The organism is Mesorhizobium bavaricum (genome assembly GCF_056781655.1).
This window is the reverse complement of the sequence record NZ_CM165566.1, coordinates 211845-234940: the sequence shown is the minus strand read 5'-3', so window position 1 is coordinate 234940 and position 23096 is coordinate 211845. Positions and strand designations below refer to the sequence as shown.

At 62.8% G+C, this 23096-nt stretch carries 20 protein-coding genes; 12 read left to right on the top strand and 8 right to left on the bottom strand.

Features of this window, described 5'->3' with window-relative positions; translation table 11 throughout:
* Positions 1-15 precede the first annotated feature (15 nt).
* From AC1RZR_RS01185 to AC1RZR_RS01170, 4 genes are read left to right on the top strand one after another with little or no spacing between them, the layout of a single operon-like run.
* A complete protein-coding gene (locus tag AC1RZR_RS01185) occupies positions 16-1305 on the top strand; it encodes a CpaE/TadZ family protein (RefSeq protein ID WP_481827404.1) in 1290 nt (429 codons plus the stop codon).
* Positions 1306-1334: 29 nt separating this feature from the next.
* On the top strand, positions 1335-2837 hold the full coding sequence (locus AC1RZR_RS01180) for a TadA family conjugal transfer-associated ATPase (protein ID WP_477272755.1): 1503 nt from the start codon (positions 1335-1337) through the stop codon (positions 2835-2837).
* Between the two features lie 20 nt (positions 2838-2857).
* A complete protein-coding gene (locus tag AC1RZR_RS01175; RefSeq protein ID WP_379106987.1) occupies positions 2858-3871 on the top strand; it encodes a type II secretion system F family protein in 1014 nt (337 codons plus the stop codon).
* A gap of 9 nt (positions 3872-3880) precedes the next feature.
* A complete protein-coding gene (locus AC1RZR_RS01170) occupies positions 3881-4903 on the top strand; it encodes a type II secretion system F family protein (RefSeq protein WP_477272758.1) in 1023 nt (340 codons plus the stop codon).
* Between the two features lie 191 nt (positions 4904-5094).
* Here AC1RZR_RS01170 and AC1RZR_RS01165 read toward each other — a convergent pair whose 3' ends face one another.
* The gene (locus tag AC1RZR_RS01165; RefSeq protein WP_379106991.1) at positions 5095-5916 is read right to left on the bottom strand and encodes a tetratricopeptide repeat protein; all 822 of its coding nucleotides are present in this window, start codon (positions 5914-5916) and stop codon (positions 5095-5097) included.
* A gap of 125 nt (positions 5917-6041) precedes the next feature.
* Between AC1RZR_RS01165 and AC1RZR_RS01160 the strand changes: the two genes are divergently transcribed.
* From AC1RZR_RS01160 to pdeM, 5 genes are all read left to right on the top strand, one after another.
* Positions 6042-7406, top strand: coding sequence for a leucyl aminopeptidase family protein (locus tag AC1RZR_RS01160; protein ID WP_481827403.1), 1365 nt, complete (start codon positions 6042-6044; stop codon positions 7404-7406).
* A 71-nt stretch (positions 7407-7477) separates the two neighbouring features.
* Positions 7478-7828: a MarR family winged helix-turn-helix transcriptional regulator gene (locus AC1RZR_RS01155; protein WP_056588405.1), complete on the top strand. Its 351-nt coding sequence runs from the start codon at positions 7478-7480 to the stop codon at positions 7826-7828.
* Between the two features lie 27 nt (positions 7829-7855).
* Complete coding sequence (locus AC1RZR_RS01150; RefSeq protein ID WP_481827402.1) at positions 7856-8716, top strand: C40 family peptidase; 861 nt, start codon at positions 7856-7858, stop codon at positions 8714-8716.
* A 114-nt stretch (positions 8717-8830) separates the two neighbouring features.
* Complete coding sequence (locus tag AC1RZR_RS01145; protein WP_481827401.1) at positions 8831-11350, top strand: ligase-associated DNA damage response DEXH box helicase; 2520 nt, start codon at positions 8831-8833, stop codon at positions 11348-11350.
* Between the two features lie 13 nt (positions 11351-11363).
* A complete protein-coding gene (gene pdeM / locus AC1RZR_RS01140; protein ID WP_481827400.1) occupies positions 11364-12080 on the top strand; it encodes a ligase-associated DNA damage response endonuclease PdeM in 717 nt (238 codons plus the stop codon).
* Here pdeM and AC1RZR_RS01135 read toward each other — a convergent pair.
* Positions 12077-12430 (bottom strand): winged helix-turn-helix transcriptional regulator, encoded by a 354-nt coding sequence (locus AC1RZR_RS01135; protein ID WP_477272771.1) that lies wholly within the window; start codon positions 12428-12430, stop codon positions 12077-12079. The genes pdeM and AC1RZR_RS01135 overlap by 4 nt on opposite strands.
* Positions 12431-12559: 129 nt before the next feature.
* Between AC1RZR_RS01135 and AC1RZR_RS01130 the strand changes: the two genes are divergently transcribed.
* Both AC1RZR_RS01130 and AC1RZR_RS01125 read left to right on the top strand, forming a co-directional pair.
* Positions 12560-13444: an NAD(P)-dependent oxidoreductase gene (locus tag AC1RZR_RS01130; RefSeq protein ID WP_481827399.1), complete on the top strand. Its 885-nt coding sequence runs from the start codon at positions 12560-12562 to the stop codon at positions 13442-13444.
* A gap of 1 nt (position 13445) precedes the next feature.
* Positions 13446-13811 carry a hypothetical protein gene (locus tag AC1RZR_RS01125; RefSeq protein WP_481827398.1) on the top strand — a complete coding sequence of 122 codons (366 nt, stop codon included), beginning with the start codon at positions 13446-13448 and terminating at the stop codon, positions 13809-13811.
* 174 nt (positions 13812-13985) lie between these two features.
* Here the strand turns inward: AC1RZR_RS01125 and AC1RZR_RS01120 are convergent, their stop codons facing one another.
* From AC1RZR_RS01120 to AC1RZR_RS01110, 3 genes are read right to left on the bottom strand one after another with little or no spacing between them, the layout of a single operon-like run.
* Positions 13986-14921, bottom strand: a complete 936-nt coding sequence (locus AC1RZR_RS01120; protein WP_481827397.1) for a dimethyl sulfoxide reductase anchor subunit family protein — start codon at positions 14919-14921, stop codon at positions 13986-13988.
* A gap of 5 nt (positions 14922-14926) precedes the next feature.
* Positions 14927-15661, bottom strand: a complete 735-nt coding sequence (locus AC1RZR_RS01115; protein ID WP_481827396.1) for a 4Fe-4S dicluster domain-containing protein — start codon at positions 15659-15661, stop codon at positions 14927-14929.
* Entirely contained in the window at positions 15658-18588 is a 2931-nt protein-coding gene (locus AC1RZR_RS01110; RefSeq protein WP_481827395.1) for a molybdopterin oxidoreductase family protein, read from the bottom strand. The genes AC1RZR_RS01115 and AC1RZR_RS01110 overlap by 4 nt, the downstream gene beginning before the upstream one ends.
* A gap of 278 nt (positions 18589-18866) precedes the next feature.
* Between AC1RZR_RS01110 and AC1RZR_RS01105 the strand changes: the two genes are divergently transcribed.
* Entirely contained in the window at positions 18867-19775 is a 909-nt protein-coding gene (locus AC1RZR_RS01105) for a LysR substrate-binding domain-containing protein (RefSeq protein WP_477272783.1), read from the top strand.
* A gap of 10 nt (positions 19776-19785) precedes the next feature.
* Here the strand turns inward: AC1RZR_RS01105 and AC1RZR_RS01100 are convergent, their stop codons facing one another.
* The 3 genes from AC1RZR_RS01100 to AC1RZR_RS01090 form a co-directional block, all read right to left on the bottom strand.
* A complete protein-coding gene (locus AC1RZR_RS01100) occupies positions 19786-21042 on the bottom strand; it encodes an Hsp70 family protein (RefSeq protein WP_481827394.1) in 1257 nt (418 codons plus the stop codon).
* A 222-nt stretch (positions 21043-21264) separates the two neighbouring features.
* Positions 21265-22056, bottom strand: coding sequence for a TIGR02186 family protein (locus AC1RZR_RS01095; protein ID WP_481827393.1), 792 nt, complete (start codon positions 22054-22056; stop codon positions 21265-21267).
* A complete protein-coding gene (locus AC1RZR_RS01090) occupies positions 22056-22979 on the bottom strand; it encodes a sulfite exporter TauE/SafE family protein (RefSeq protein ID WP_379107011.1) in 924 nt (307 codons plus the stop codon). Before AC1RZR_RS01090 ends, AC1RZR_RS01095 begins: the two co-directional genes overlap by 1 nt.
* Positions 22980-23096: the final 117 nt, after the last annotated feature.

The following is a 23096-nucleotide window of genomic DNA, read 5'->3' as shown; positions in this document are numbered from 1 at the left end:
GCCACGGGAAAGAGCATGACGATGAGCAACCTCGCCTACGACGCCCCGGTGGATGGCAGCGATACCTCGCAGCAGGACATCGCCGCGATGCAGGCACTGCGGCCCATTCCGCGCATCTCGATCCAGGCATTCTGCGAGACCGAGGGCGTTGCCAATCCGGTCGAACGCGCCGGCGAGGATCGCCGCATGACGAAGGCGCATCTCAAGGTCCACATGGGCGGCGTCCCCACCGCCATCGAATTCTACCAGTCGGCGCCAACGCCCAACCTGATCCTGCTGGAATCGCGCAGTGAGCCGAAGCAACTGCTGGAGCAACTTGCCCAGCTCTCGGAATACTGCGATCCGACCTCGAAGGTGGTGGTGATCGGTCACTACAATGATGTCGGTCTCTACCGCGAGCTCATCCGCTCCGGCATTTCCGAATATGTAATCGCACCAGTGTCGATGGCTGACATCGTCAGTGTGGTGTCGTCGATTTTCATTGATCCGGAAGCCGAGCCGCTCGGCCGCTCGATCGCCTTTGTCGGCGCCAAGGGTGGTGTCGGCTCCTCGACGATTGCCCACAATGTGGCCTGGGCGATGTCCTCCCTGTTCAAATCCGAGGTGGTCGTCGCCGATCTCGATCTCGCTTTCGGCACGGCCAACATCAATTTCGACCAGGATCCGGCGCAAGGTATCGCCGAGGCGGTGTTTTCGCCGGAGCGCATCGATGAAGTCTATCTCGACCGGCTGCTGACCCAGTGCGCCGAACACCTGTCGCTGTTGGCTGCACCTTCGACGCTCGAACGAGTCTACGACTTCGATCCCGAGGCCTTCACGCAGCTCATCGACACTGCCCAGCGCAGCGTGCCGCTGCTGGTGCTCGATGTTCCCCATGCCTGGACGGGCTGGACCAAGAACACCCTGGTCAAGGCCGACGAGATCGTCATCACGGCAACGCCGGAACTGGCCAATCTGCGCAACACCAAGAACCTCGTTGACATGTTGAAGCGACTTCGTCCCAACGACCCGCCGCCGAAGCTGATCATCAACCAGGCCGGCGTGCCCAAGCGCCCGGAGATTTCACCGTCCGATTTCGCCGAGCCGCTCGGCCTGACGCCGATGTCGGTCATTGGCTTTGACCCATTGCTGTTCGGCAATGCCGCCAACAACGGGCGCATGCTTGGCGAAATGGATGCCAAGAACTCGGTTGTCGCAATGATCAATGAAATCGCGCATGTGCTGACCGGTCGCAGTGAAATCAAGGCCAAGAAGAAAGCCGGGCTTGGCAATCTGCTTGGCAAGCTCTCGCGCAGCAAGAAGTGACGTTTCAGCGGTGGAATCGGTAGCAGATCATGTTTGGTAAAAGAGGCAGCGACGACGGAAGCCGGTTCACGCCGGAGTTTCGCCAGCCAGCACCGGCGCCTGTTGCACCGGCGGCCGCAAGTTCTGCGGATACGGCGGTTCTGGCCCGGCCTGCGGCTGCGCCGAGCGCACCTGTCGCGCCGCCGGCGCGCCGCGCGATCGAGGCACCGCCATCGGTGCCGGAGCCGAAGCGGATCCAGCGCGAAAAGAGCGAAACCTACTACGACACCAAGAGCCAGGTTTTCTCCGCACTCATCGACACGATCGACCTGTCGCAGCTCTCCAAGCTCGATCCCGAAAGCGCACGCGAGGAAATCCGCGACATCGTCAACGACATCATCGCGATCAAGAATTTCGCGATGACGATCGCCGAGCAGGAAGAACTGCTCGAGGATATCTGCAACGATGTGCTCGGCTATGGGCCGCTCGAGCCGTTGCTCGCGCGTGACGACATCGCCGACATCATGGTCAACGGCTCCAAGAACGTCTACATCGAAGTCAACGGCAAGGTCGAACAGACCGGCATCCGCTTTCGTGACAACCAGCAGCTCCTCAACATCTGCCAGCGCATCGTCAGCCAGGTTGGCCGCCGTGTCGACGAATCCAGCCCGATCTGCGACGCGCGTCTTCCCGACGGCTCCCGCGTCAACGTCATCGCGCCGCCGCTCTCCATTGACGGTGCTACGCTCACCATCCGCAAATTCAAGAAGGACAAGCTGACCCTCGATCAGCTGGTCAAGTTCGGCGCCATTTCACCGCAGGGAGCCGAAGTTCTCAAGATCATCAGTCGTGTTCGCTGCAACATCGTCATCTCGGGCGGTACCGGCTCAGGCAAGACGACGTTGCTCAACTGCCTGACCAATTATATCGACCGCGAGGAGCGCGTCATCACCTGCGAGGACTCGGCCGAGCTGCAATTGCAGCAGCCGCATGTCGTGCGCCTCGAAACCCGCCCGCCCAATCTGGAGGGCGAGGGTGAGGTGACGATGCGCGACCTGGTCAAGAACTGCCTGCGCATGCGGCCCGAGCGCATCATCGTCGGCGAAGTGCGCGGACCCGAGGTGTTCGATCTTCTGCAGGCGATGAACACCGGCCATGACGGCTCGATGGGAACGATCCACTCGAACAGCCCGCGCGAATGCCTGAACCGTATCGAATCCATGATCGCCATGGGCGGTTATTCACTGCCGCAGAAGACCGTGCGCGAAATCGTTGTCGGCTCTATCGATGTGATCATCCAGGCGGCGCGCCTGCGCGATGGATCGCGTCGTATCACCCACATCACAGAGGTGATCGGAATGGAGGGCGACGTCATCATTACGCAGGATATCGTCCTCTACAATATCAAGGGCGAGGACGCCAATGGGCGGCTGCTGGGAGAGCATGTATCGACCGGCATCGGTCGTCCGCATTTCTGGGACCGGGCTCGTTATTATGGCGAGGAGCAGCGCCTCGCCACTGCGCTCGAGGCGATGGAGAAACGCGCTGACTGACGGCGTGAGGGTTCTGGCCAATGTTTGGATTTGACGGCACAGTACTGGCGTTTGTCGTGCTCGCCGGCTTCAGCGCCGGCGCGGTCGCCTATGCATTTCTGTTCACCCGGATCAGCAACGAGAAACAGGTCGGCAAGCGGCTTGAAACGATCAAGACCGCCGAGACGGATCGTTCCGTGGTCAAGGCCTCGCGCGACCGCGCGGCGGAAGCCGTCAAGCGGCGCAAATCGGTTCAGGATTCGCTGAACGAGCTCGACGCGAAGCAGAAAACCAAGGACAGCGCGGTCAAGAAACCACCGCTGAAAGCCCAGCTTCGTCAGGCCGGCCTGAAGACCACAGTCGAGCGCTTCTATGTATACTCCGCCATATGCGGCCTCGCTTTGACGATGGCTGTCTTTGTGGCCGGAGCGCCGCTGATCGTGTTGCCGGGCGTGCTGCTGGCCGGCGCGCTCGGCCTGCCGCGCTGGTTCGTCTCGTTTCGTCGCGCCCGCCGCGTCAAGGCATTCCTCAACGAATTTCCAAACGCGCTCGACATCATCGTGCGTGCCGTCAAATCCGGCCTGCCGCTGAACGACGCCGTGCGCCTGATCGCCAACGAATCTCCCGAACCGGTGAAGACCGAATTTCGCCGTATCGTCGATTCCCAGCAGATGGGCCTGTCGATTCCCGATGCGACGTTGCGCATGCCCGAAACCATGCCTTGCACGGAGGCGAGCTTCTTCGGCATCGTCATCCAGATTCAGTCGCAGGCCGGTGGCAATCTATCCGAGGCGCTGGGCAACCTTTCGCGCGTGCTCCGCGATCGCAAGAAGATGAAAGCCAAGGTCCAAGCCCTGTCGATGGAAGCGAAAGCGTCCGCCGCCATCATCGGTGCGCTGCCTTTCATCGTCGCGTTTCTCGTCTACCTGTCGAGCCCGAGCTACCTGATGCCGCTGTTCGTCACCAGCGTTGGACACCTGATCCTTGGGTGCTCGGCAGTCTGGATGTCGATCGGCATCTTTGTGATGCGCAAGATGATGAACTTCGAAGTCTAGGATCGCCGCATGACCGACCAAGTCATCAAATCTCTGACGGATCCGACCTTCCTGATCGCGTTGCTGGTCGGCATAGCGGTGTTTGCGACCGTCTTCACATTGCTGCCGGCGTTTGGCGGAAACCAGCTCAAGTCACGCATGAAAACCGTCGCGCTGGAACGCGACGAACTGCGTGCCAAGCAGCGCGCCCGGCTTGCCGTCGAGGCGGATCGCCGTCGCAAGGGCCTGCGCGAGGAGCAGTCGGTTGGCATGCGCAACATTGTCGACCGGCTGGATCTGAGGCGCGCGCTCGCCGATGAGGGCACATTACAGAAACTCAAGGTGGCCGGGTTTCGCGGACAGAACCCGCTGACGCGGTTTCTTTTCTTCCGTCTCGTGCTTCCTTTTGTCGGTTTCGCGCTCGCCGCAGTCTACATCCTCGTACTCGGAGGATTGCCCGACAAGCCATTGGTCATCAGGCTGTTCGTTTGCATCCTCGTTGCCTATGCCGGCTTCTACGCCCCGGTCGTCTACGTCAACAACCGCGCTACCAAGCGCAAGCAGTCGATCCAGATGGCATGGCCGGATGCGCTCGATCTGATGCTCATCTGCGTCGAATCGGGCATGTCTGTGGAAGCGGCCCTGCGCAAGGTCGCCGACGAGATCGGCGCCCAATCAGTGGCGCTGGCGGAAGAATTCATCCTCACCAACGCCGAGCTTTCCTATCTGCAGGAGCGCAAGCAGGCCTACGAGAACCTGGCAAGCCGCACCGGCCTGGAATCGGTCAAGTCGGTGTCGCAGGCACTCGTCCAGGCCGAGCGTTACGGCACGCCGGTGGCGCATGCACTGCGCGTGCTTGCCGCCGAAAGCCGCGACATGCGCATGAATGCCGCCGAGAAGAAGGCCGCCGCCCTGCCGCCGAAGCTCACCGTGCCGATGATCCTGTTCTTCCTGCCGGTGCTCTTCGCCATCATCCTCGGTCCCGCCGGCATTCAGGTCAGCCAGCGCGGCATCTTCGGCGATCATTCGGGAGCAGCACCAACTTCCCAATAGCGGCGAGGCACATCCGGGCATGACATGCGAAGAAGCCGCGCTGAACACGGCGCGGCTTCTTCATTTTCAAGGTCGTTGCGGATTGTCGTCTAAGTGCATGTCGCCAAAAGTGGCCCCGATTTTGGGACAACGACATGCATCAAACAAGGGCTTAAGCGCGTCGACTGAGTCCGTTTTCGGCGCGGCGCGCTTTAGTTGGTCGCGGGCTTTGACTTGTCCTGATCCTTGAGCTGGCTCCAGGCGTTCTGCTGGGCCAGCATCTGGCGCAGATAGGCGACGTTTGCCTGCGCCTGATCGGGAGAGAGTTCCTGTGAGGCGATCTTCTCGGCTTCGTCGAAACGGCCCTGCAGGCCGACGACCAGCGCAAGATTCTGGCGCACCCGGCTGTCCGCACCCGGCTGCTGCGCGGCGGAGCGCATATAGGTTTCGGCGGTGCGCAGGTCACCTTCCAGAACATAGGACATGCCGAGGTTGGAGAGTATCGAAGGCTCGTTCGGCTTGAGATCGAGCGCCTTGCGGTAAAGCTGGCGCGCATCGTCCTTCTGGCCGGTCTGGTCGAGAATGGCCGCTTCCGCCGATACCAGCCTCCAGTCCGGATATTCCGGTGTCTGAGCGCGTCGCACGGCGTCCAGCGCAGCCTCGAACTGGCCATTGGCGGCCAGTGCCTTGCCATAGGCGGCGAGCACGTCACGATCCTTCGGCAGTGCGATCGCCAGCTTGCGCATTACGGCGAGCGACTGGTCGGCGTCGCCGTCCATCTGCAATGCCGCCGCATAATTTGTCGCTATCCGCTTGTCGTTGGGGTTCCTAGCGTAGGATTGGCCAAGTGCCCCCGTGGCATTGTGCAATTCTCCCGCCGACATGGTTTCCAGCGGTTTGCCGCTGGTGCGTCCGATCGAGCCGGTGGTGAACTTGTCGGTTGCGCAGCCGGCGACACCTGCCGCGAGCGCCAGCACGAGGGCCGTGGTGATGAGTCGTTTTCCCCTGGCGTTGATCGTGCGGTTGGTCGGCATCGGCACCGGGCCTCCATTCATGCGCGGCCATTGCGTGGCCGTCTTCCCTACCCCAGAAATATTCTGTTAACCCTAACGGATGGTTAAGAACGGCGACTCAGGGGCCGCCGCACGGAGAACATCGAATGTCTGTCGAACTCGTCGAGAAGAAATTGCCGGGCGCGCTGCCGGTCCATCTGGTCGCCAGGGACGGTCTGGAGGCGGCCGGTCTTGCGCCAGCCGCCATCGCCTGGGCCAGGGCCAACGGCTTTTCCGGCGAGGCCGGCAGGACACTGGTCGTGCCCGGCGAAAACGGCGCGCTCGGTGGCGCCTTGTTCGGTGTCGGCGACGGTGAGGGCGCGCTTGCCGTCGGCGCGTTGTCGAAAGCCTTGCCGGAAGGCGACTGGCATTTCGCCTCGGCGCTGGCCGAGCCGGAACTGGCAGCAACCGCGCTGGTTCTTGGCGGGTATGTCTATACCCGTTACGGCAAGAAATCCGGCAAGGCACTGCGCTTCGACTTGCCGGCCGGCGTCGATGCCGGGCGCGTTCGTCGCATTGCCGACGGCGTCTTCCTGACACGCGATCTGGTCAACACGCCGACCAGCGATATGGGCCCGGAAGAATTGGAGAAGGCCGTGCGGATCTTGGCCGGAACGCACAATGCCGAAGTCTCCGTGGTGAAGGGCGACGATCTCCTCGACCAGAATTTCCCGATGATCCATGCCGTCGGTCGCGCGTCGACCGGCGCGCCGCGCCTGATCGACATGAGATGGGGGCAGCAAGGCGCGCCGAAGGTGACTCTGGTCGGCAAGGGTGTCTGTTTCGACACCGGTGGTCTCGACATCAAGCCGTCGTCCGGCATGCTGTTGATGAAGAAGGACATGGGCGGCGCGGCCAATGTGCTTGGTCTGGCCTCGATGATCATGGCAGCCAAGTTGAACGTGCGTCTGCGCGTGCTCATCCCCGCGGTCGAGAATTCGATCGCCGGCAACGCCTTCCGGCCCGGCGACGTGCTGGCAAGCCGCAAGGGCATCACCGTCGAGATCGGCAACACGGACGCCGAGGGACGGCTGGTGCTGGCCGATGCGCTGGCGCTGGCCGACGAGGAGGAACCGCGGCTTCTGGTCGACATGGCGACGCTGACCGGGGCAGCCCGTGTTGCGCTCGGCCCCGATCTGCCACCCTTCTATACCGGCGACGAAGCGCTGGCGTCCGACCTGGCGGCGGCTTCCGTCGCGGCCGAAGATCCGCTGTGGCGGATGCCGTTGTGGCGGCCTTACGATGCAAAACTGTCGTCGAAGATCGCCGACATCAACAACGTCACCACGGACGGTTTCGCCGGCTCGATCACGGCGGCACTGTTCCTGAAGCGTTTTGTCGAAAAGACCGCGGGCTGGGCGCATTTCGACATCTTCGCCTGGAACCCCGCCGACCGACCGCATGGCCCCGCCGGTGGCGAGGCGCAAGGCATCCGCGCGCTGGAGCGGATCATCTCGAAACGCTTTGGCTGATGGCGACGGCAGAGCCGGCAAATTGCTGAAACTGAAACGGAACCGAAACAATTTGCCGTCATGCTGGCTCGATGTCGATTGCGATGCGCCCGAGCCAGGCCTTGCGACTGTGGCAGCAGGTGATGCTGTCGCAGGTGCGCGACGACGCGCCCGATCTGACCATGCGTCAGACGGCGATCTTGTTCACCATCTATCTCGACCCGCCGCCGCACACGGTGCGCGGGCTCGCCGCCCGGCTCAATGTCACCAAGCCGGTGATCACCCGCGCGCTCGACACGATGGGTGCGTTGAAACTGGTGTCGCGGCATCGCGACGAACTCGACAAGCGCAATGTCCTGATCAGGCGCACGGTCGAGGGGGCGCTCTTTGTCGAGCGCTTCGGCGATGGTATCATCGCCAAGGCCCACGAGTTGCCGATCTGACCGACCAATCTTGACCGAGTTGCCGATTTGACTGCCAGGGATGCCCGCCTTCACGCTTTCCGTTCCGACCTTGCCGATGCACGGCTGAAGGGCGAGGTCGCCGCCGACCGCTTCGTCGCCGGTCGGCCGGCGCGGATCACCGCATCCGTGGCCGATGTGCGCAAGGCGCCGCGGCCGGATGCCGGCGTCAATACGCAGCTTCTATTCGGTGACGATGTCCTCGTCTTCGAGGTCGCCGAAGGTTGGGCCTGGATCCAGGCCCAACGCGACGGCTATGTCGGCTATGTTGCCGATACCATGCTGGGCGGGCAGGACCATGCCGCGACCCACATCGTGTCGGTGCCGCGCACCTTCCTCTATCCCGGGCCGGATTTGCGGTTTCCGATCGCGGGACAATTGTCGATGGGATCGACGGTGACGGTGACGGGTGCCGCCGAAACCCGGGGCACGCATTATGCCGTCCTACCCTCCGGCGAGGCGATCATCGCTGGTCACGTGCGGCCGCTCAGTAATGTGGCCGCCGACTATGTTTCGGTGGCCGAGATGTTCCTCGGCACACCCTATCTCTGGGGTGGCGCCTCGGGCTTCGGCATCGACTGTTCGGGCCTTGTGCAACTGGCGATGCGCATGGCTGGCAGCGACGTGCTGCGCGATTCCGACATGCAGGCGGCGACCCTCGGCGAGCCGCTCGATCCTGGCCCGGACTATGGCGGGTTGCGGCGCGGCGACCTCGTCTTCTGGAAGGGCCATGTCGCCGTCATGACCGATACCGACACCATGATCCATGCCAATGGGCACACCATGCTGGTATCGCGCGAAGGGCTGAAAGAGGCGATCGCCCGCATCGGCTACCTCTATGGCGGCCCAACCGGGTTTCGGCGGCCTTAATGCATGCCGCCTAAAAGTCGATCCCCGGTTTTGGGGAACGATATGCATCAGCTTCGATCCCCTTTTGTTCCGATTCTTCTTGGCGATTGACCGCCGTCGCGCTACCTCTGGCGGGTGACAGAGCAGCCGCGCCTTGCCGAACAGAATGCCACTGTGGCCCTGCCCGAACCATTCATCAGGTGGTTTGGCGAGAAAGGCTGGTCGCCACGCGCCCACCAGATCGAATTGCTGGCAAGAGCCCAAAGCGGGCAGTCGGTGTTGCTGATTGCCCCGACCGGCGCCGGCAAGACGTTGGCCGGGTTCCTGCCGTCGCTGACCGAACTGGCCAACCGGCCAAGGCGAAAACCGGGGCAGGCGCATCGCGGTATCCATACTCTCTATATCTCTCCGCTGAAGGCGCTGGCGGTCGACATCGAGCGCAATCTCGGCAAGCCGGTGGAAGAGATCGGCCTGCCTGTCACCATCGAGACGCGCACCGGCGACACGCCCGCGCACAAGCGTCAGCGCCAGAAGCTGGTGCCGCCCGACATTCTGCTCACGACGCCCGAGCAATTGGCGCTGCTGATCGCGGCGCCCGACGCCCGACGCTTCTTAGAGGATCTGCGCTATGTCGTGCTCGACGAGTTGCACTCGCTGGTGACGTCGAAGCGCGGGCATCTGCTGGCACTCGGCCTGGCGCGGCTGCGCAGCTACGTGCCTGGCCTGCAGACGATAGGCTTGTCGGCTACGGTCGCCGAGCCCGACGAATTGCGGCGTTGGCTGGTCGGACAGAATCCGCCCGGCGCCATGGCCGGCCTGATCACCGTGGCCGGTGGAGCCAAGCCCGACATCTCCATTCTCGACTCGGAACAGCATGTGCCGTGGTCCGGCCATTCAGCTAGGTACGCCATTCCCGAAATCTATGAGGCGATCAAAAGGCACCGCACCACGCTGCTGTTCGTCAACACCCGCAGCCAGGCCGAATTGCTGTTCCAGGAACTGTGGCGGGCGAATGAGGACTCGCTGCCGATCGCGCTGCATCACGGCTCGCTCGATGTCGGCCAGCGCCGGCGCGTCGAGAAGGCGATGGGCGAGAATGCGCTGCGTGCCATCGTCGCGACATCGACGCTCGATCTCGGCATCGACTGGGGCGATGTCGATCTGGTCGTTCATGTCGGTGCGCCGAAGGGGGCGAGCCGGCTGGCGCAGCGCATCGGCCGCGCCAACCACCGCATGGACGAGCCGTCCAAGGCGATCCTCATTCCGGCCAACCGTTTCGAGGTGCTGGAATGCCGGGCGGCGCTTGACGCCAACTATCTCGGCGCGCAGGACACGCCGCCGCTGATCAATGGTGCGCTCGACGTGCTGTCGCAGCATGTGCTGGGCGTCGCCTGTGGCGCTCCCTTCGATGCGGACCATCTGTTCGAAGAAGTGCGCGGTGCCGCGCCCTATGCCACGCTGGCGCGCGAGACCTTCGACCGTGTCATCGATTTCGTCGCCACCGGCGGCTACGCGCTGAAGAATTACGAGCGCTACGCCCGCATCCGCAAGACGGTCGGCGGGTTGTGGCGCGTCTCGCATCCGCGCATTGCCCAGCAATACCGGCTGAATGTCGGCACCATCGTCGAAATGCCGGAACTCAATGTCCGCTATGTCAGGCAGGGCCGTGGCATGGCTGGGCGCGGTGGGCCGGTGCTGGGCAAGATCGAGGAGTATTTCGCCGAGACGCTGCGGCCCGGCGACAGTTTCCTGTTTGCCGGCAAGGTGCTGCGCTTCGAGGGTATCCGCGAAAACGAATGCGTCGTCTCCAACGGCGTCGGCGCCAACATCATCGTGCCGTCCTATGCCGGAGGCAAGTTTCCGCTGTCGACCTATCTGGCCGATCAGGTGCGAGGCATGCTGGCCGATAGTAACCGCTGGCAGGCGCTGCCCGAGCAGGTCGCGGACTGGCTGCGGCTGCAGAAGGAAAAGTCGGTGCTGCCGAAGCGCGGTGACCTGCTGGTCGAGACCTTCCCGCGCGGCAACCGCCACTACATGGTCGCCTACCCCTTCGAAGGCAGGCTGGCGCACCAGACGCTCGGCATGCTGTTGACGCGGCGGCTGGAGCGCGCCAATGCCCGCCCGCTCGGCTTCGTCGCCACCGACTATTCGCTGGCCGTCTGGGCGCTGGACGACATGGCGGCACTCTTCAAGGCGAAGAAGCCATCATTGGCTGCCTTGTTCGACGAAGACATGCTGGGCGACGATCTCGAGGCCTGGCTGAACGATAGCTGGATGCTGAAGCGCACCTTCCGCACCTGCGCGGTCATCGCCGGATTGATCGAGAAGCGCTTTCCCGGGCAAGAAAAGAGCGGCCGCCAGGTGACGGTATCGGCCGACCTGATCTACGACGTGCTGCGCAGCCACGAACCGGACCATATCCTGCTGCAGGCGACGCGCACCGATGCATCGGCGGGACTGCTCGATGTCAGCAGACTTGCCGAGATGCTCTCGCGTGTCCGCGGTCGAATCATGCATAAGCATCTCGAGCAGATATCGCCGCTGGCCGTGCCGATCATGCTGGAGATCGGCAAGGAATCGGTGAATGGCGGCGCCAACGAGTCGCTTTTGATGGAAGCGGCCGATCTGGTCGAGGAGGCCATGGGCCAAAGATGAGACGGATTTCCTGATGAATTTTTCGCTGGCGCGCACGTCGCTGATCGCCGAGGCCGACCTTGTCGGCATCGCCGGCGAGCGTGCCGTCTGCGACCCGCGCGGCGTGCTTTATTTTCCCGAGCTTCGGCTGTTGGCGGTGTCCGATCTGCATCTCGAAAAGGGTTCGTCGCTGGCGCGGCGCGGCGCGCTGATCCCGCCTTACGACACCGGCGCGACCTTGCTGCGACTGCAGGCCGTCATCGCCGACTATCAGCCGTCCATCGTCATCAGCCTGGGCGACAGTTTTCACGATGGCGGCGGCGCCGAACGTATGCACGCAAGCTTCCGCGAACGGCTGGAGGCGCTGATAGCTGGCCGCGACTGGTTCTGGGTTGCCGGCAATCACGATCCGGAAGCGCCCGCTGATCTGCCCGGCGAGACGGTGCGTGAACTCGCCATAGGCTCGCTGCTGTTTCGGCATGAGCCGTCGAAGCAGCGTGTCGAAGGTGAAATAGCAGGCCATCTGCACCCGTGCGCGCGCATCGTGCAACGCGGCCGTTCGGTGCGGCGGCGCTGCTTTGCCGGCGATGGCGGCCGTATGATCATGCCGGCGTTTGGCGCCTATACCGGCTCGCTCAATGTGCTCGACCGCGCCTATGCCGGGCTGTTCCGGCTGGACACGCTGATGGCTTACATGCTTGGCACTGACCGCATTTTTGCGATTTCCCGCTCGATGCTGCGGCCGGGCTAGCGGATATTCAGATTTGCGCCATTGACGATCTGAGTGCAGCCGGGGAGGCCAAACTGCTCGCCCCATATGCATAACGAACCTGCTGCTGCATTGAGCGCCGCTCCGCGTTCTGTCAGCGAATAGACGACCTTCGCTGGGACCTCAGAATAGACCTTTCGGTCGACTAGTCCATCAGCCTCTAGCTCACGCAATTGTTGCGCCAGCATCTTTTCACTGACGCCGGGAAGCGCCTGTCTCAGTCGGCCAAATCTGCGCGAGGCCGTTCCGAGTTCGCAAAGGATATCTACTTTCCATTTTCCTTCGACCATCTTGACGGCCGCTGCAAAGCCATTGTCCGCCGACTTGTTCATCGCGCCTTCCTTACCGTTTGGTGACCACTTACGCCCGGGTGCGTATCGCGCGCCGCTCGTTTTGGCATACCTCTCAAAAAGATTCAGCAAAGCGCGGTCGCGCGCCGCCGATTGATATGGAGCATTGGGATGGAGCGTTCAATCACGGTCATTGGAACGGGCCGCATGGGGTCGGCGCTCGTACATAGCCTGCTTCGGTCGGGATATCGGACGACTGTCTGGAACAGAACAAGACACAAGACCGATCCACTGGTCAAACTCGGCGCGGCAGTTGCGCCTTCCGTGCTGGAAGCCGTCAATGAAAGCGAGATCATCATCGTGAATGTCAGCGACTACGCGGCGACAAAAGCGCTGCTACGCAGCGACCCGATTGCTGCGGTTATTCGCGGCAAGCTGATCGTGGAACTGACTTCGGGAACACCCAGCGGCGCACGGGAAGCTGCTGAATGGTGTACACAGCATGGCGCGTGCTATCTTGATGGCGCGATCATGGCCACGCCGGATTTTATCGGCACGGAAGCTGGAACAATCCTGATTTCGGGGGCCGTTGAGGCTTTCGATTCGAACAGTGACGTTTTTCGCGCTTTGGGCGGCAATGTCCAGCATATCGGCGAAGAACCGGGACGTGCGAACGCGCTCGATAGCGCACTTCTGGCCCTCATGTGGGGCGCTCTGTTCGGAACGCTCCATGCGATCGCCGTGTGTCAGGCCGAAGAAATTGAACTCGGTGAACTGGCGCGGCAGTGGACCGCAACCGCGCCTGTTGTCGACGGCCTTGTGGCGGACCTAATCAAGCGTGCGCGCGCTGGCCGATTTGCAAGCGATGACGAAACGCTCTCGTCGATCTCCGCGCACCATGGATCATTGCAGCATCTGTTGGAGTTGATGCAGTCCCGCAAGATCGACCGCTCCGTGGTCAATGGTTATGATGCGATCTTCAAACGGGCGATAACGGCAGGCTACTTGGAAGATGATTTCGCGGCGCTTTCACAATTTCTGGTGACAGGAAAATAGCATGTCGTTGCTGCATCTGATCGATACATATTGTGCTTCGTGGTCCACCGAAAACGCCGAGAAGCGGCGGGCGTTGCTGTTACCGATCTTGAGCGACGGGGCGACGTATACAGATCCAACTGTTCACGCTATTGGGGCGGAAGAACTGCTCGTCCACATCGCAGGAATTCAGAGCAAGCATCCCGGTGCCAGCATTCTGCGAACAAGCAACGTGGATGTTCATCACGGCATCGCGCGCTTCACTTGGAAATTCGTGATGCCAGATGGATCATCCTTGCCAGAGGGCTTGGACATAGCTTTTCTTGATGCTGAGCAGGTACAAATCACACGCATCATCGGCTTCTTTGGCTTGTTGCAACGGTCTTGATTTTTCGGGCTGGACCGTGTTTCGGACGGCAGGCTAAGGATCGGGCGACTGAGCAGATGACGAAGAGGCTCGAGCATCGGACCCAAAAAAATGGGTATTGGTTTTGAAAAATCCGATTCTCAAACAAGAAGATAGGGCTGCGACACAGTCCGACTTCAAGTTGCGGCTGTGGCTCTATCTTCCGTAGTAGAGCGTGACCGTGTGTTTCGCCTCGGCGAAGAACAGCCATCTTTCGACCAGCATGCCGGCGAACTGAGCGATGGCGGCAAGCACCGACAGCAGCGCCGCGAGTGGCCACGGCAAAGCGAACGCAATAGCAAGAAGCAGGACGGGCAATGCGAAGGCCAGAAGCTGCGTGATCCGGCGCAGGCGGGCGCTGTGCTTGCGCGCGATGCGGAACCCCATTTCCTTGAGCAGGTAGTTCTCCTCGGTATGCGGCCATTCCAGCGACCGTACCGTTCCGTCGGTCAGCCCTGTCGCGGTGTTGGCGGTGGTCGGGATTTCCAGCCGGTCATTGTAGCGCCAGGTCGCCAGTTTCCAACCCCAGCCGAGCAGACCCAGCAGCACCGAGGCCGCCAGAAGGGTCTTCGAGCCGATCGCAAATCCCTGCAGCAACGCGTTCAACAGCACACTGCCGGTCATCGCGGAGAAGATCAGGTAGGCCGGCAAAGTGAAGCGGCTGTACCACTGGGCGATCGGCTTGAGCGACGCATAGATCATGCCGGTGGTGCAGACAGTGACGACCGCGCCGATGGCCGCCAGCAATCCGGCGATGGCCACCCAGCCGTCGGTGCGGCCGAAAAACACCCAGCCGATGCCGAACAGTCCCGCCGGGATGAAGGTGACGACAGAGGCAACGCCTTCGCGCGACAGCCATGAACTGCGCCATTGCGAGAACGCCCGCCATGCGCGTTCAGGCCTGCCGAGGTGACCGGTCGAGGACAACAGCCCGGCCACGATCAGGCCGAGTGCCAGCCCCATGCCGATCAAGCCCAGCCAGAAACCGGGCGCGATGATCTGGAGGCCTCCGAGCACGCCCAGCAGCGCCAGCAGCCCATAGCCGGCGCCCGTGGCGGTGGTGAAGAAGACGACGGAGAAGGCTGGATGCATGGATGTCAGTTCGAAAGCATGCGGTCGACCCAGCCGAGGAAGCCGCCTTCGGCCCGCACCGGTTCGAGTGCCGGCGCTGCCACCGATGCGGCGCGCTTGGTGTGGGCGCGCGGCGGCAAGTATTTGTTGGTCGGGTGATAGCCGAGCTCCGGCATCAGGTCGACGCCGCCGCGCTCCGCCACCAACTGCGAGACGGCCGACGCGGGATCGCCGAGATCGCCGAAATGCCGGGCGCTGGTCGGGCATGCGGCGACGCAGGCCGGCACGCGGTCTTCTTCGGCCAGATTGTCATTGTAGATGCGGTCGACGCACAACGTGCACTTCTTCATCACCCCGACATCGGTGTCGAATTCGCGCGCGCCATAGGGGCAGGCCCAACTGCACAATTTGCAGCCGATGCACTTGTCCTCGTCGATCAGCACGATGCCGTCCGAGGCTCGTTTGTAGGAGGCGCCGGTCGGACAGACCGTGACGCAGGCCGGCGTTTCGCAATGCAGGCATGAGCGTGGGAAGTTCACGGTCCGCCCGCCCATCTCGGTGGTGTGTTCGTAGCTGTGGACGCGGTTGAACCAGACGCCGTCGACATGGCCGCCATAGGGGTCGATGTCGGTCAACGGTGCCATGTGGCCACCGGTGTTCCACTCCTTGCAGGCGGTGACGCAGGCCTGGCAGCCGACGCAGGTATCGAGATCGATGACCAGGCCGAGCTTCTTGCCGCTTTGACTTGGCAGACAGGTCATTCGGCCACCTCTCTTGCCCGCCGGAAGTCAGCGCCGAAACTGAGCTTGTCGGGTGAAGGTTCGAAATGCGGCGGTTGCTGGAAACGTTCGAATTGCGGCTCGGTGAAGCCGGCTTCTTCGGCCGCGCATTTGACGATGCGCACGCGCAGATCGAACCACGCGGCCTGGCCGGTCACGGGGTCGGAGTTCGAATAGCGCTTGCCATTGGTGTCAGCCGAGGTCTGGTCGCCGATGATGTGGTTGAGCAGGAAGCCGCGATTGGATTCGGCGGCGTCGTCCTTCAGCCCCCAGCTGCCGCGCCGCTTGCCGATGGCGTTCCAGGTCCAGACCGTGCTTTCGTTTACCCCGTCGACCAGCTTGATCTGCCCCTTGACCCTGCCGTTGATGCTTTCGATCCACACCCAGTCGTCATCGATCAGGCCGAGACCAGCGGCGGTCCGGTGATGCACGAACAGCCGGTTCTGGCTGGTGATTTGTCTCAGCCACGCATTCTGCGCGCCCCAGGAATGATACATATGCATCGGCCGCTGCGTCAGCGCATGCAGCGGATATTTTTCGAGGTCGACTGCCGCTTCCTCGAAGGGCGTATACCAGAACGGCAGCGGGTCCATGTAGGTCTCGATGCGCTGGCGGTCGCCTTCCGGCGGCAAGACGCGGCCATGGCCACGCGCGGCGAGGCGGAAGCGCTGCAGGGACTCGCTATAGAGCTGGAAGACGATCGGCTCCGCCTTGGGGACAAAACCCATCTGCACCGCGAAGTCGAGATAGGAGCGGTTCGCCATCTTGTAGTAGCGCTGATCTTCAGCGAAATCCTGGTGCCAGAAACCGCCATTGTCGATGTAGCGCTGCAATTGGTCCGGATTGGCCTCGCCCTTGCCAACTAAGCTTCCGTCCTTGCCGCGCCAGCCGGCAAGTGGGCCGATTCCGGGCGTCCGCTCGTGGTTGACGATGTAATCGGCATAGTCGCGGTATCTGGTGGAGCCATCATCATTGACGAAGCCCGGCAGGCCAAGTCGCGCACCGAGTTCGATCAGCACCGACTGGAACGGCCTGACGTCGCGGTCCGGCTCGACGACGGGATGGCGGATGGCGTCGCCCGGTCCGTCGGCATGGCTGATCGGCCGGTCGAGCAGGCTGATGCAGTCATGGCGTTCGAGATAGGTCGTGTCCGGCAGCACCAGATCGGCGAACGGCACGGTCTCGGAATAATAGGCGTCGGAATAGATGATGAAGGGGATCCGGTAGTTGCCCGCTTCGTCGCTGTCGGTCAGCATCGCCATCGTCTCGACGGTGTTCATCGAGGAATTCCAGGCCATGTTCGACATGTACATCATCAACGTGTCGATGGGGTACGGGTCGCCGGCCCAGGCATTGCGGATGACGGTGTGCATGAGACCGTGCGCGGCGAGCGGCGCATCCCAGGAATAGGCCTTGTCGATGCGAACAGCTGTGCCGGCCTCATCGACCAAAAGGTCGTCCGGGCCGCAGACGAAACCGAGTGGCATGCCGTCGAGCGGCGTCATCGGCTTGACGGTCTTGCCGGCGGGCTTCGGCCCGGGCGGCGCGGACCTGGGGTAGGGCGGCTTGAAACGGAAGCCGCCGGGAACGTCCACGGTGCCGAGCAGCACCTGCAAGAGATGGATGGCGCGGCAAGTATGAAAACCGTTCGAATGGGCGGAGATGCCGCGCATGGCATGCATCGAGACCGGCCGGCCCTTGATCGTCTCGTGCCGGCGCCCGGCCCAGTCGGTCCAGGCCACCGGCAGTTCGATCGTCTGTTCGAAGGCGACATGCGCGAGTTCGGCGGCGATCCTGCGGATCGTGTCGGCAGGAATGCCGCAGCGCTCCGCGACCGCATCGGGTGCGTAGCTCTCATCGAGGTAGCGGTCGGCAATGAGCTGGAACACCGGAACGCAGCGGCGGCCGTCGACGGTGAAGCTGCCGGTCAGTGCCGGTTTCGCACTGGCATCGGTGGCGCTGACCGGTCGCTTCGCAACCCTGTCCCAGCCCAGCGGGTTGCCGTCGGCGTCGCGGACGAACAGCCCGTCATCGGCCGCGCCCGGCTCCTGGATGACGAGCAAGTGGGCGTTGGTGTAGCGCAGGAGGTAGTCGAGATCGACGCGACCGGCCTTCAGCAGTTCGTGGATGAGGGCGAACACGAACAGGCCGTCGGTGCCGGGCCGGATGCCGATCCAGTCGTCGGCGATCGCATTGTAGCCGGTACGGCACGGATTGATCGAAACCACCTTGGCACCGCGCGCCTTGAGCTTGCCGAGGCCGATCTTGATCGGGTTGGAATCGTGGTCCTCGGCAACACCGAACAGCATGAAATATCTGGTGTTGTCCCAGTCGGGTTCACCGAACTCCCAGAACGAGCCGCCGATCGTATAGAGGCCGCCGGCCGCCATGTTGACCGAACAGAAGCCGCCATGGGCGGCGAAGTTCGGTGTGCCGAACTGGCTTGCCCACCAGCCGGTGAGCGATTGCGACTGGTCGCGGCCGGTGAAGAAGGCAAGCCTCTTCGGATCGGTCTGGCGGATGGCCGAGAGCCGGTCCGTGGCAATCGAGAAGGCTTCTTCCCACTCGATCTCGCGGAATTCGCCAGAGCCGCGCGGGCCTGTGCGCAACAGCGGCTTCTTCAGCCTTGCAGGACTGTAGTGCTGCATGATGCCGGAGCTGCCCTTGCCGCAGATCACGCCGCGATTGATCGGATGGTCCTTGTTGCCGTTGATGTAGCGGACCTTGCCGTCCTTGATGTGCACATCGATGCCGCAGCGGCAGGCACACATGTAGCAGGTCGTCTTGGCGATGCTGTCGGAAATGCTTGGCGAAGTGTCGACGCCGTCGCCTTCATCGGGCGCGCGCGTGTCCGCAAGCGGGCGTTGCGATGGTGCCGAATTCGCGCCGCGCGGCGGTCCGGGCATCATGATCTGGTGGTGCCTGCGCGGCCGGCGGATTTGGCTCGCGTCTTTGGCCCGGGGCCGCGCATGTAGTGCTCTTCCGGGTGATAGCGGTCGCCGGCCAGCCGCCGCCGGATGCCGCGGGTCCAATGGGCAAGTAGGGATCTGAACCGCCCGATCATTTTAGTCTCTGCCATCCAATGGCGAATTTTTTCTAACTTCGCTCGAAAACGTAGAATAAAGCTATCGATCTGTCTAATCAGTTGTTCTTGTAAATTCGATCGATATTGGTTCTTAATGCGCGCATGACCCTTGACCAGTTGCGGATTTTCGTCGCCGTTGCCGAGCGTGGCCACATGACCAAGGCGGCGGAGCTGCTGGGCATTTCCCAGTCGGCCGCGTCGGCCGCCATCCGCGCGCTTGAAGAACAGCACGGCGTCCATCTGTTCAACCGCGTCGGCCGCAATATCGAGCTCGCCCAGACGGGACACCGGTTCCTGCCAGAAGCCAAGGCTGTGCTGGAGCGAGCCGCCGCTGCCCGCAACGTGCTGGAGCATGTCTCGCAGACGGTCACCGGCAGCCTTTCGATCGCCGCCAGCCAGACCATCGCCAGCTATTGGCTGCCGCGCCGGCTGGCTTCCTTCCACGAAGCCTATCCCGCCGTCAGGCTGAGCGTCACCATCGGCAACACCAGGCAGGTCGAGGCCAATGTCCTCGACGGTGCGGCGGATCTCGGCCTGGTCGAGGGGCGCACCGAATCCGACATCCTGCGCCGCGCCAAGGTCGACGTCGACAGGCTGATGCTGGTCGTCGCCAGCTCCCATCCGGAGATCGCCGAGGTCTCTCAGGGCCGGCCCGATATCAAGGGCCTGCGCTGGATCATCCGTGAGGGTGGTTCGGGCACCCGCGAGGTGCTGGAGGATCTGGCCCGCCGCGAAGGCATTTCACTCGCGGACCTGCAGATATTCCTGGTGCTGCCGAGCAACGAGGCGATTCGCCAGGCGGTCGAGGCGGGAGCCGGCGCCACCATCATCTCGGAGCTTGTCGTGGCGCGCGCCGTCGCCGAAGGCAGTCTCAGATCCGTGCCGCTCGAATTGCCGAAGCGCGACTTTGCCATGATCACCCATCGCGATCGCCAGGCAAGCCTGGCCCAGATGGCGCTCAAGGTACATCTCGGCGCCGGCGCCGATGAAACGGTGCCCGCTCGCCCGTGAGTGGGGCGTGTCAGCCGAACTTCCGTTGTGCGTCCAGCGCGAGGCCAAGTCCGACCGAGCCGAACATGTCGCCGTCGATGACGGATGCCTGTGGCACCAGCGACAGGATCTCTCGTCTTGCCAGCGGGATCGCGGTCGATCCGCCGGTCAGGAACACCGCGGTGATGTCGGATGGCTTGACCTGGGCGTCGCGGATGGTCTGCCCGACCGTTGCGGTGACCCGCTCGATGTCCCGGGCAATCGTGGCGTCCAGCCCTTCGCGCGTGATGTCGGCGGCGAACGCCGCGCCCGGCAGCTTCACCGCCACTTCAGCCGATGATCTGTCGGTCAGCTCGATCTTGGCCTTTTCGACAAGCGCTGCCAGCGCATGTCCATAGCGGTGTTCGACGATGTGGATGAAGCGGTCCACCAGGTCGGCGCGCACCGCCTCGTAGCGGATCTGGCGCAGATGCGTCATCGCCTTGGCGGTGTAGACCAGGTTGATGCGCTGCCATGTCGCGAGATCGATGAAGTAGCTGGCCGGCAGGTTGCGCTTGCCGTCCTTGGTCGGGGTCAGATAGCCGAACTGCGGCATCACATGGGCGATGCTCAGCAGCCGATCGAAATCCGTGCCGCCGATATGGATACCGCGGCTGGCCAGGATGTCGTCCTTGCGGTCGAGCGACCGGGAGCGCTGCGGTGAGACGCGCACGATCGAGAAGTCCGACGTGCCGCCGCCCATGTCGATGATCAGCGCCAGTTCCTCGCGCATCACCTTCTGCTCATAGTCGAGCGCCGCCGCGATCGGTTCGAACTGGAAGGCGATGTGCTTGAAGCCCTGCGCTCGCGCGGCCTTTTCAAGCTCGCCCTGGGCGTTTGCATCGGCCTCGGGATCGTCGTCGACGAACTGCACGGGGCGGCCGAGCACCACCGTCTCGACCATGCCGCCGGCATCTTCCTCCAGTTTTTTGCGGAGATGGCCGAGGAACAGGCCGACGATCTCCATGAAACCGATCGAGCGGGCCTTGATGCGGGTCTTCTCGTGGGCAAGCGAACTGCCGAGCACGCTCTTCAGCGAGCGCATCAGCCGGCCTTCGATGCTGTCGGTGTAATTGGCGATGGCGTGGCGGCCGAAACAGGTGCGATTGTCCTCGAAGTTGAAGAACACGGCACTGGGCAGCGTGACCTGGCCATCTTCAAGCGCAACGAGCCGCGGCTGCCCGTTGCGGACCACGCCGACAGTAGAGTTTGAAGTGCCGAAGTCGATACCGCCGAATGCTGGTCGCATGGCAAGTTTCCTGTATTTCGTCTTTTGGGGAGCGGCAGCTCGTGTCCGGCCGGGCCGGGGGCGTGCTCTAACGCAAGACACCGGAAAGGGAAACCTTTTTTCGGAAAAAAGTCCCGCGCTTAAAGCACGTCTGGTTGAAACGGATTCATACGACGCGCTTCAAGTCTTTGTTTCCATGCATGTCGGTGTCTCAAAACCGGGGCCGCTTTCAAGCGACATGCATTAGTCCTTTCGGAACACCACTCTTCCGAGCCAGCCCGTCAGCATGGCCAGCGACACCGCAAAGACGCCGTAGAAAAAGGAATAGTCGTGGGCGACGCGGAAGATCGATTGCTCGAAACCGGACTTGCGGATTTCGAGCTGGGCCGAGCTTTCCTTGATGAACAGGCCGCTCTTGAACAGGAAGGCGCGCGCCTTGTGGGTGCCGACTGGAACATTCGGCGCCAGCCTGACCGTGGCGCGGAACAGATTCTGCGACAGGAATTGCACGCCGCCGACATTCTCGCTGTAGAGGCCGGTGGCCGACTTGCGGTCGCGCAGTGCCGCGGTGAATTCCTCGATGGTCGCCGGGCTGTCGCCGGCATCGGCGGGCTGCATGTAGAGGTTGGAGGCGCCGAGTGACAGCTGCCTGTAGCTGTTCGGTTCGGTGATGTCCTGCAGCGGCCGCGTCGTCGCCACCGAATAGGACATCGGCACGTTCTCGAAGGTTTCGGACTCAAGATTGACCCACACGCCGAGCACCCGGTCCTTGCGCCGCACCACCACCGGTCTTGGCGGACCCTCGAGCACGACGATGACATCGTATCTACCTTGACGGGCAACCAGCGGGTCGGGATTTTCCAGCGAGCCGAAAATGGTCAGGTCGGCGCCGGAGAAGCCGGCGGTGATCGACACATTGTCGGTGGAGAGCCCGATCTGGATGCCTTCCGTTAGCGGTGTCTGTGCCTTCGCTGGCACAGCGGCCGCAAGCAGCGACAGGAGAAGGACGGTTGCGAACGCTTTCGGGCCTGTCATCAGTTGAGGCCCGCGGCGGACAGCGAATAGAGATTGGGCGGGGTGACGAAGAGATCGATGGCGAGCCGGATCGCCACCGCCAGCACCAACAGCGCCAGCAGCGCCCTGAGTTGCTCGCCGCGCAGCCTCTGGCCGGCCTTGGCGCCATATTGCGCACCGGCAACGCCGCCCGCCATCAACAGGAAGGCCAGCACGACATCCACGGTCTGGTTGGTGGTGGCGTGGACCAGCGTCGTATAGGCGGAGGTGAAGATGATCTGGAACAGCGAAGTGCCGATGACGACGTTGGTCGGCACTTTCAGGAGATAGATCAGCGCCGGCACCATGATGAAGCCGCCGCCGACGCCCATGATCGACGACAGGAAGCCGATGCCGGCGCCCAGACCCAGCACCGGGATGACGCTGACGAACAGTTTTGAGGCCCTGAACCGCATCTTCAGCGGCAAGCGGTGGATCCAGTTGTGCTGGCCGGACTTCTTCAGCACCGGTGCCGCACCGCTGCGCGTGGCGCGTAGTGCATTGACGCTTTCGACCAGCATCAGCCCGCCGACGGTGCCGAGCAGAACGACGTAAAGCAGCGAGATGAACAGGTCGAGCTGGCCGAGCCTGCGCAGGAAGGCGAAGACGAAGATACCGCCAGTGGAGCCGACGATGCCGCCGGCCAACAAGACGCCACCGAGCTTGAAGTCGAGCGTGCCTCGCTTCATGTGCGAAAGAACGCCGGAGAAGGAGGAGGCGATGACCTGGTTGGCGCCAGTGGCGACCGCGATCGCCGGGGGGATATTGTAGAAGATCAGCAGCGGCGTGATGAGGAAGCCACCGCCGACGCCGAACATGCCCGACAGGAAACCCACTGCCGCACCCATAGCCAGCAGCACGAAGACGTTGACGGAAATTTCCGCGATCGGGAGATAGATGCCCACCCGTCAGTCTCGATCAGTTCTGCCTGTCGGTGAATGCAACCGTTGCGGGCATCTTGAACCCGACAAGCCAATTTGGTCTTGCGCTGGAGGTGCAACGAAGTCAAACGCGTCGCGCCG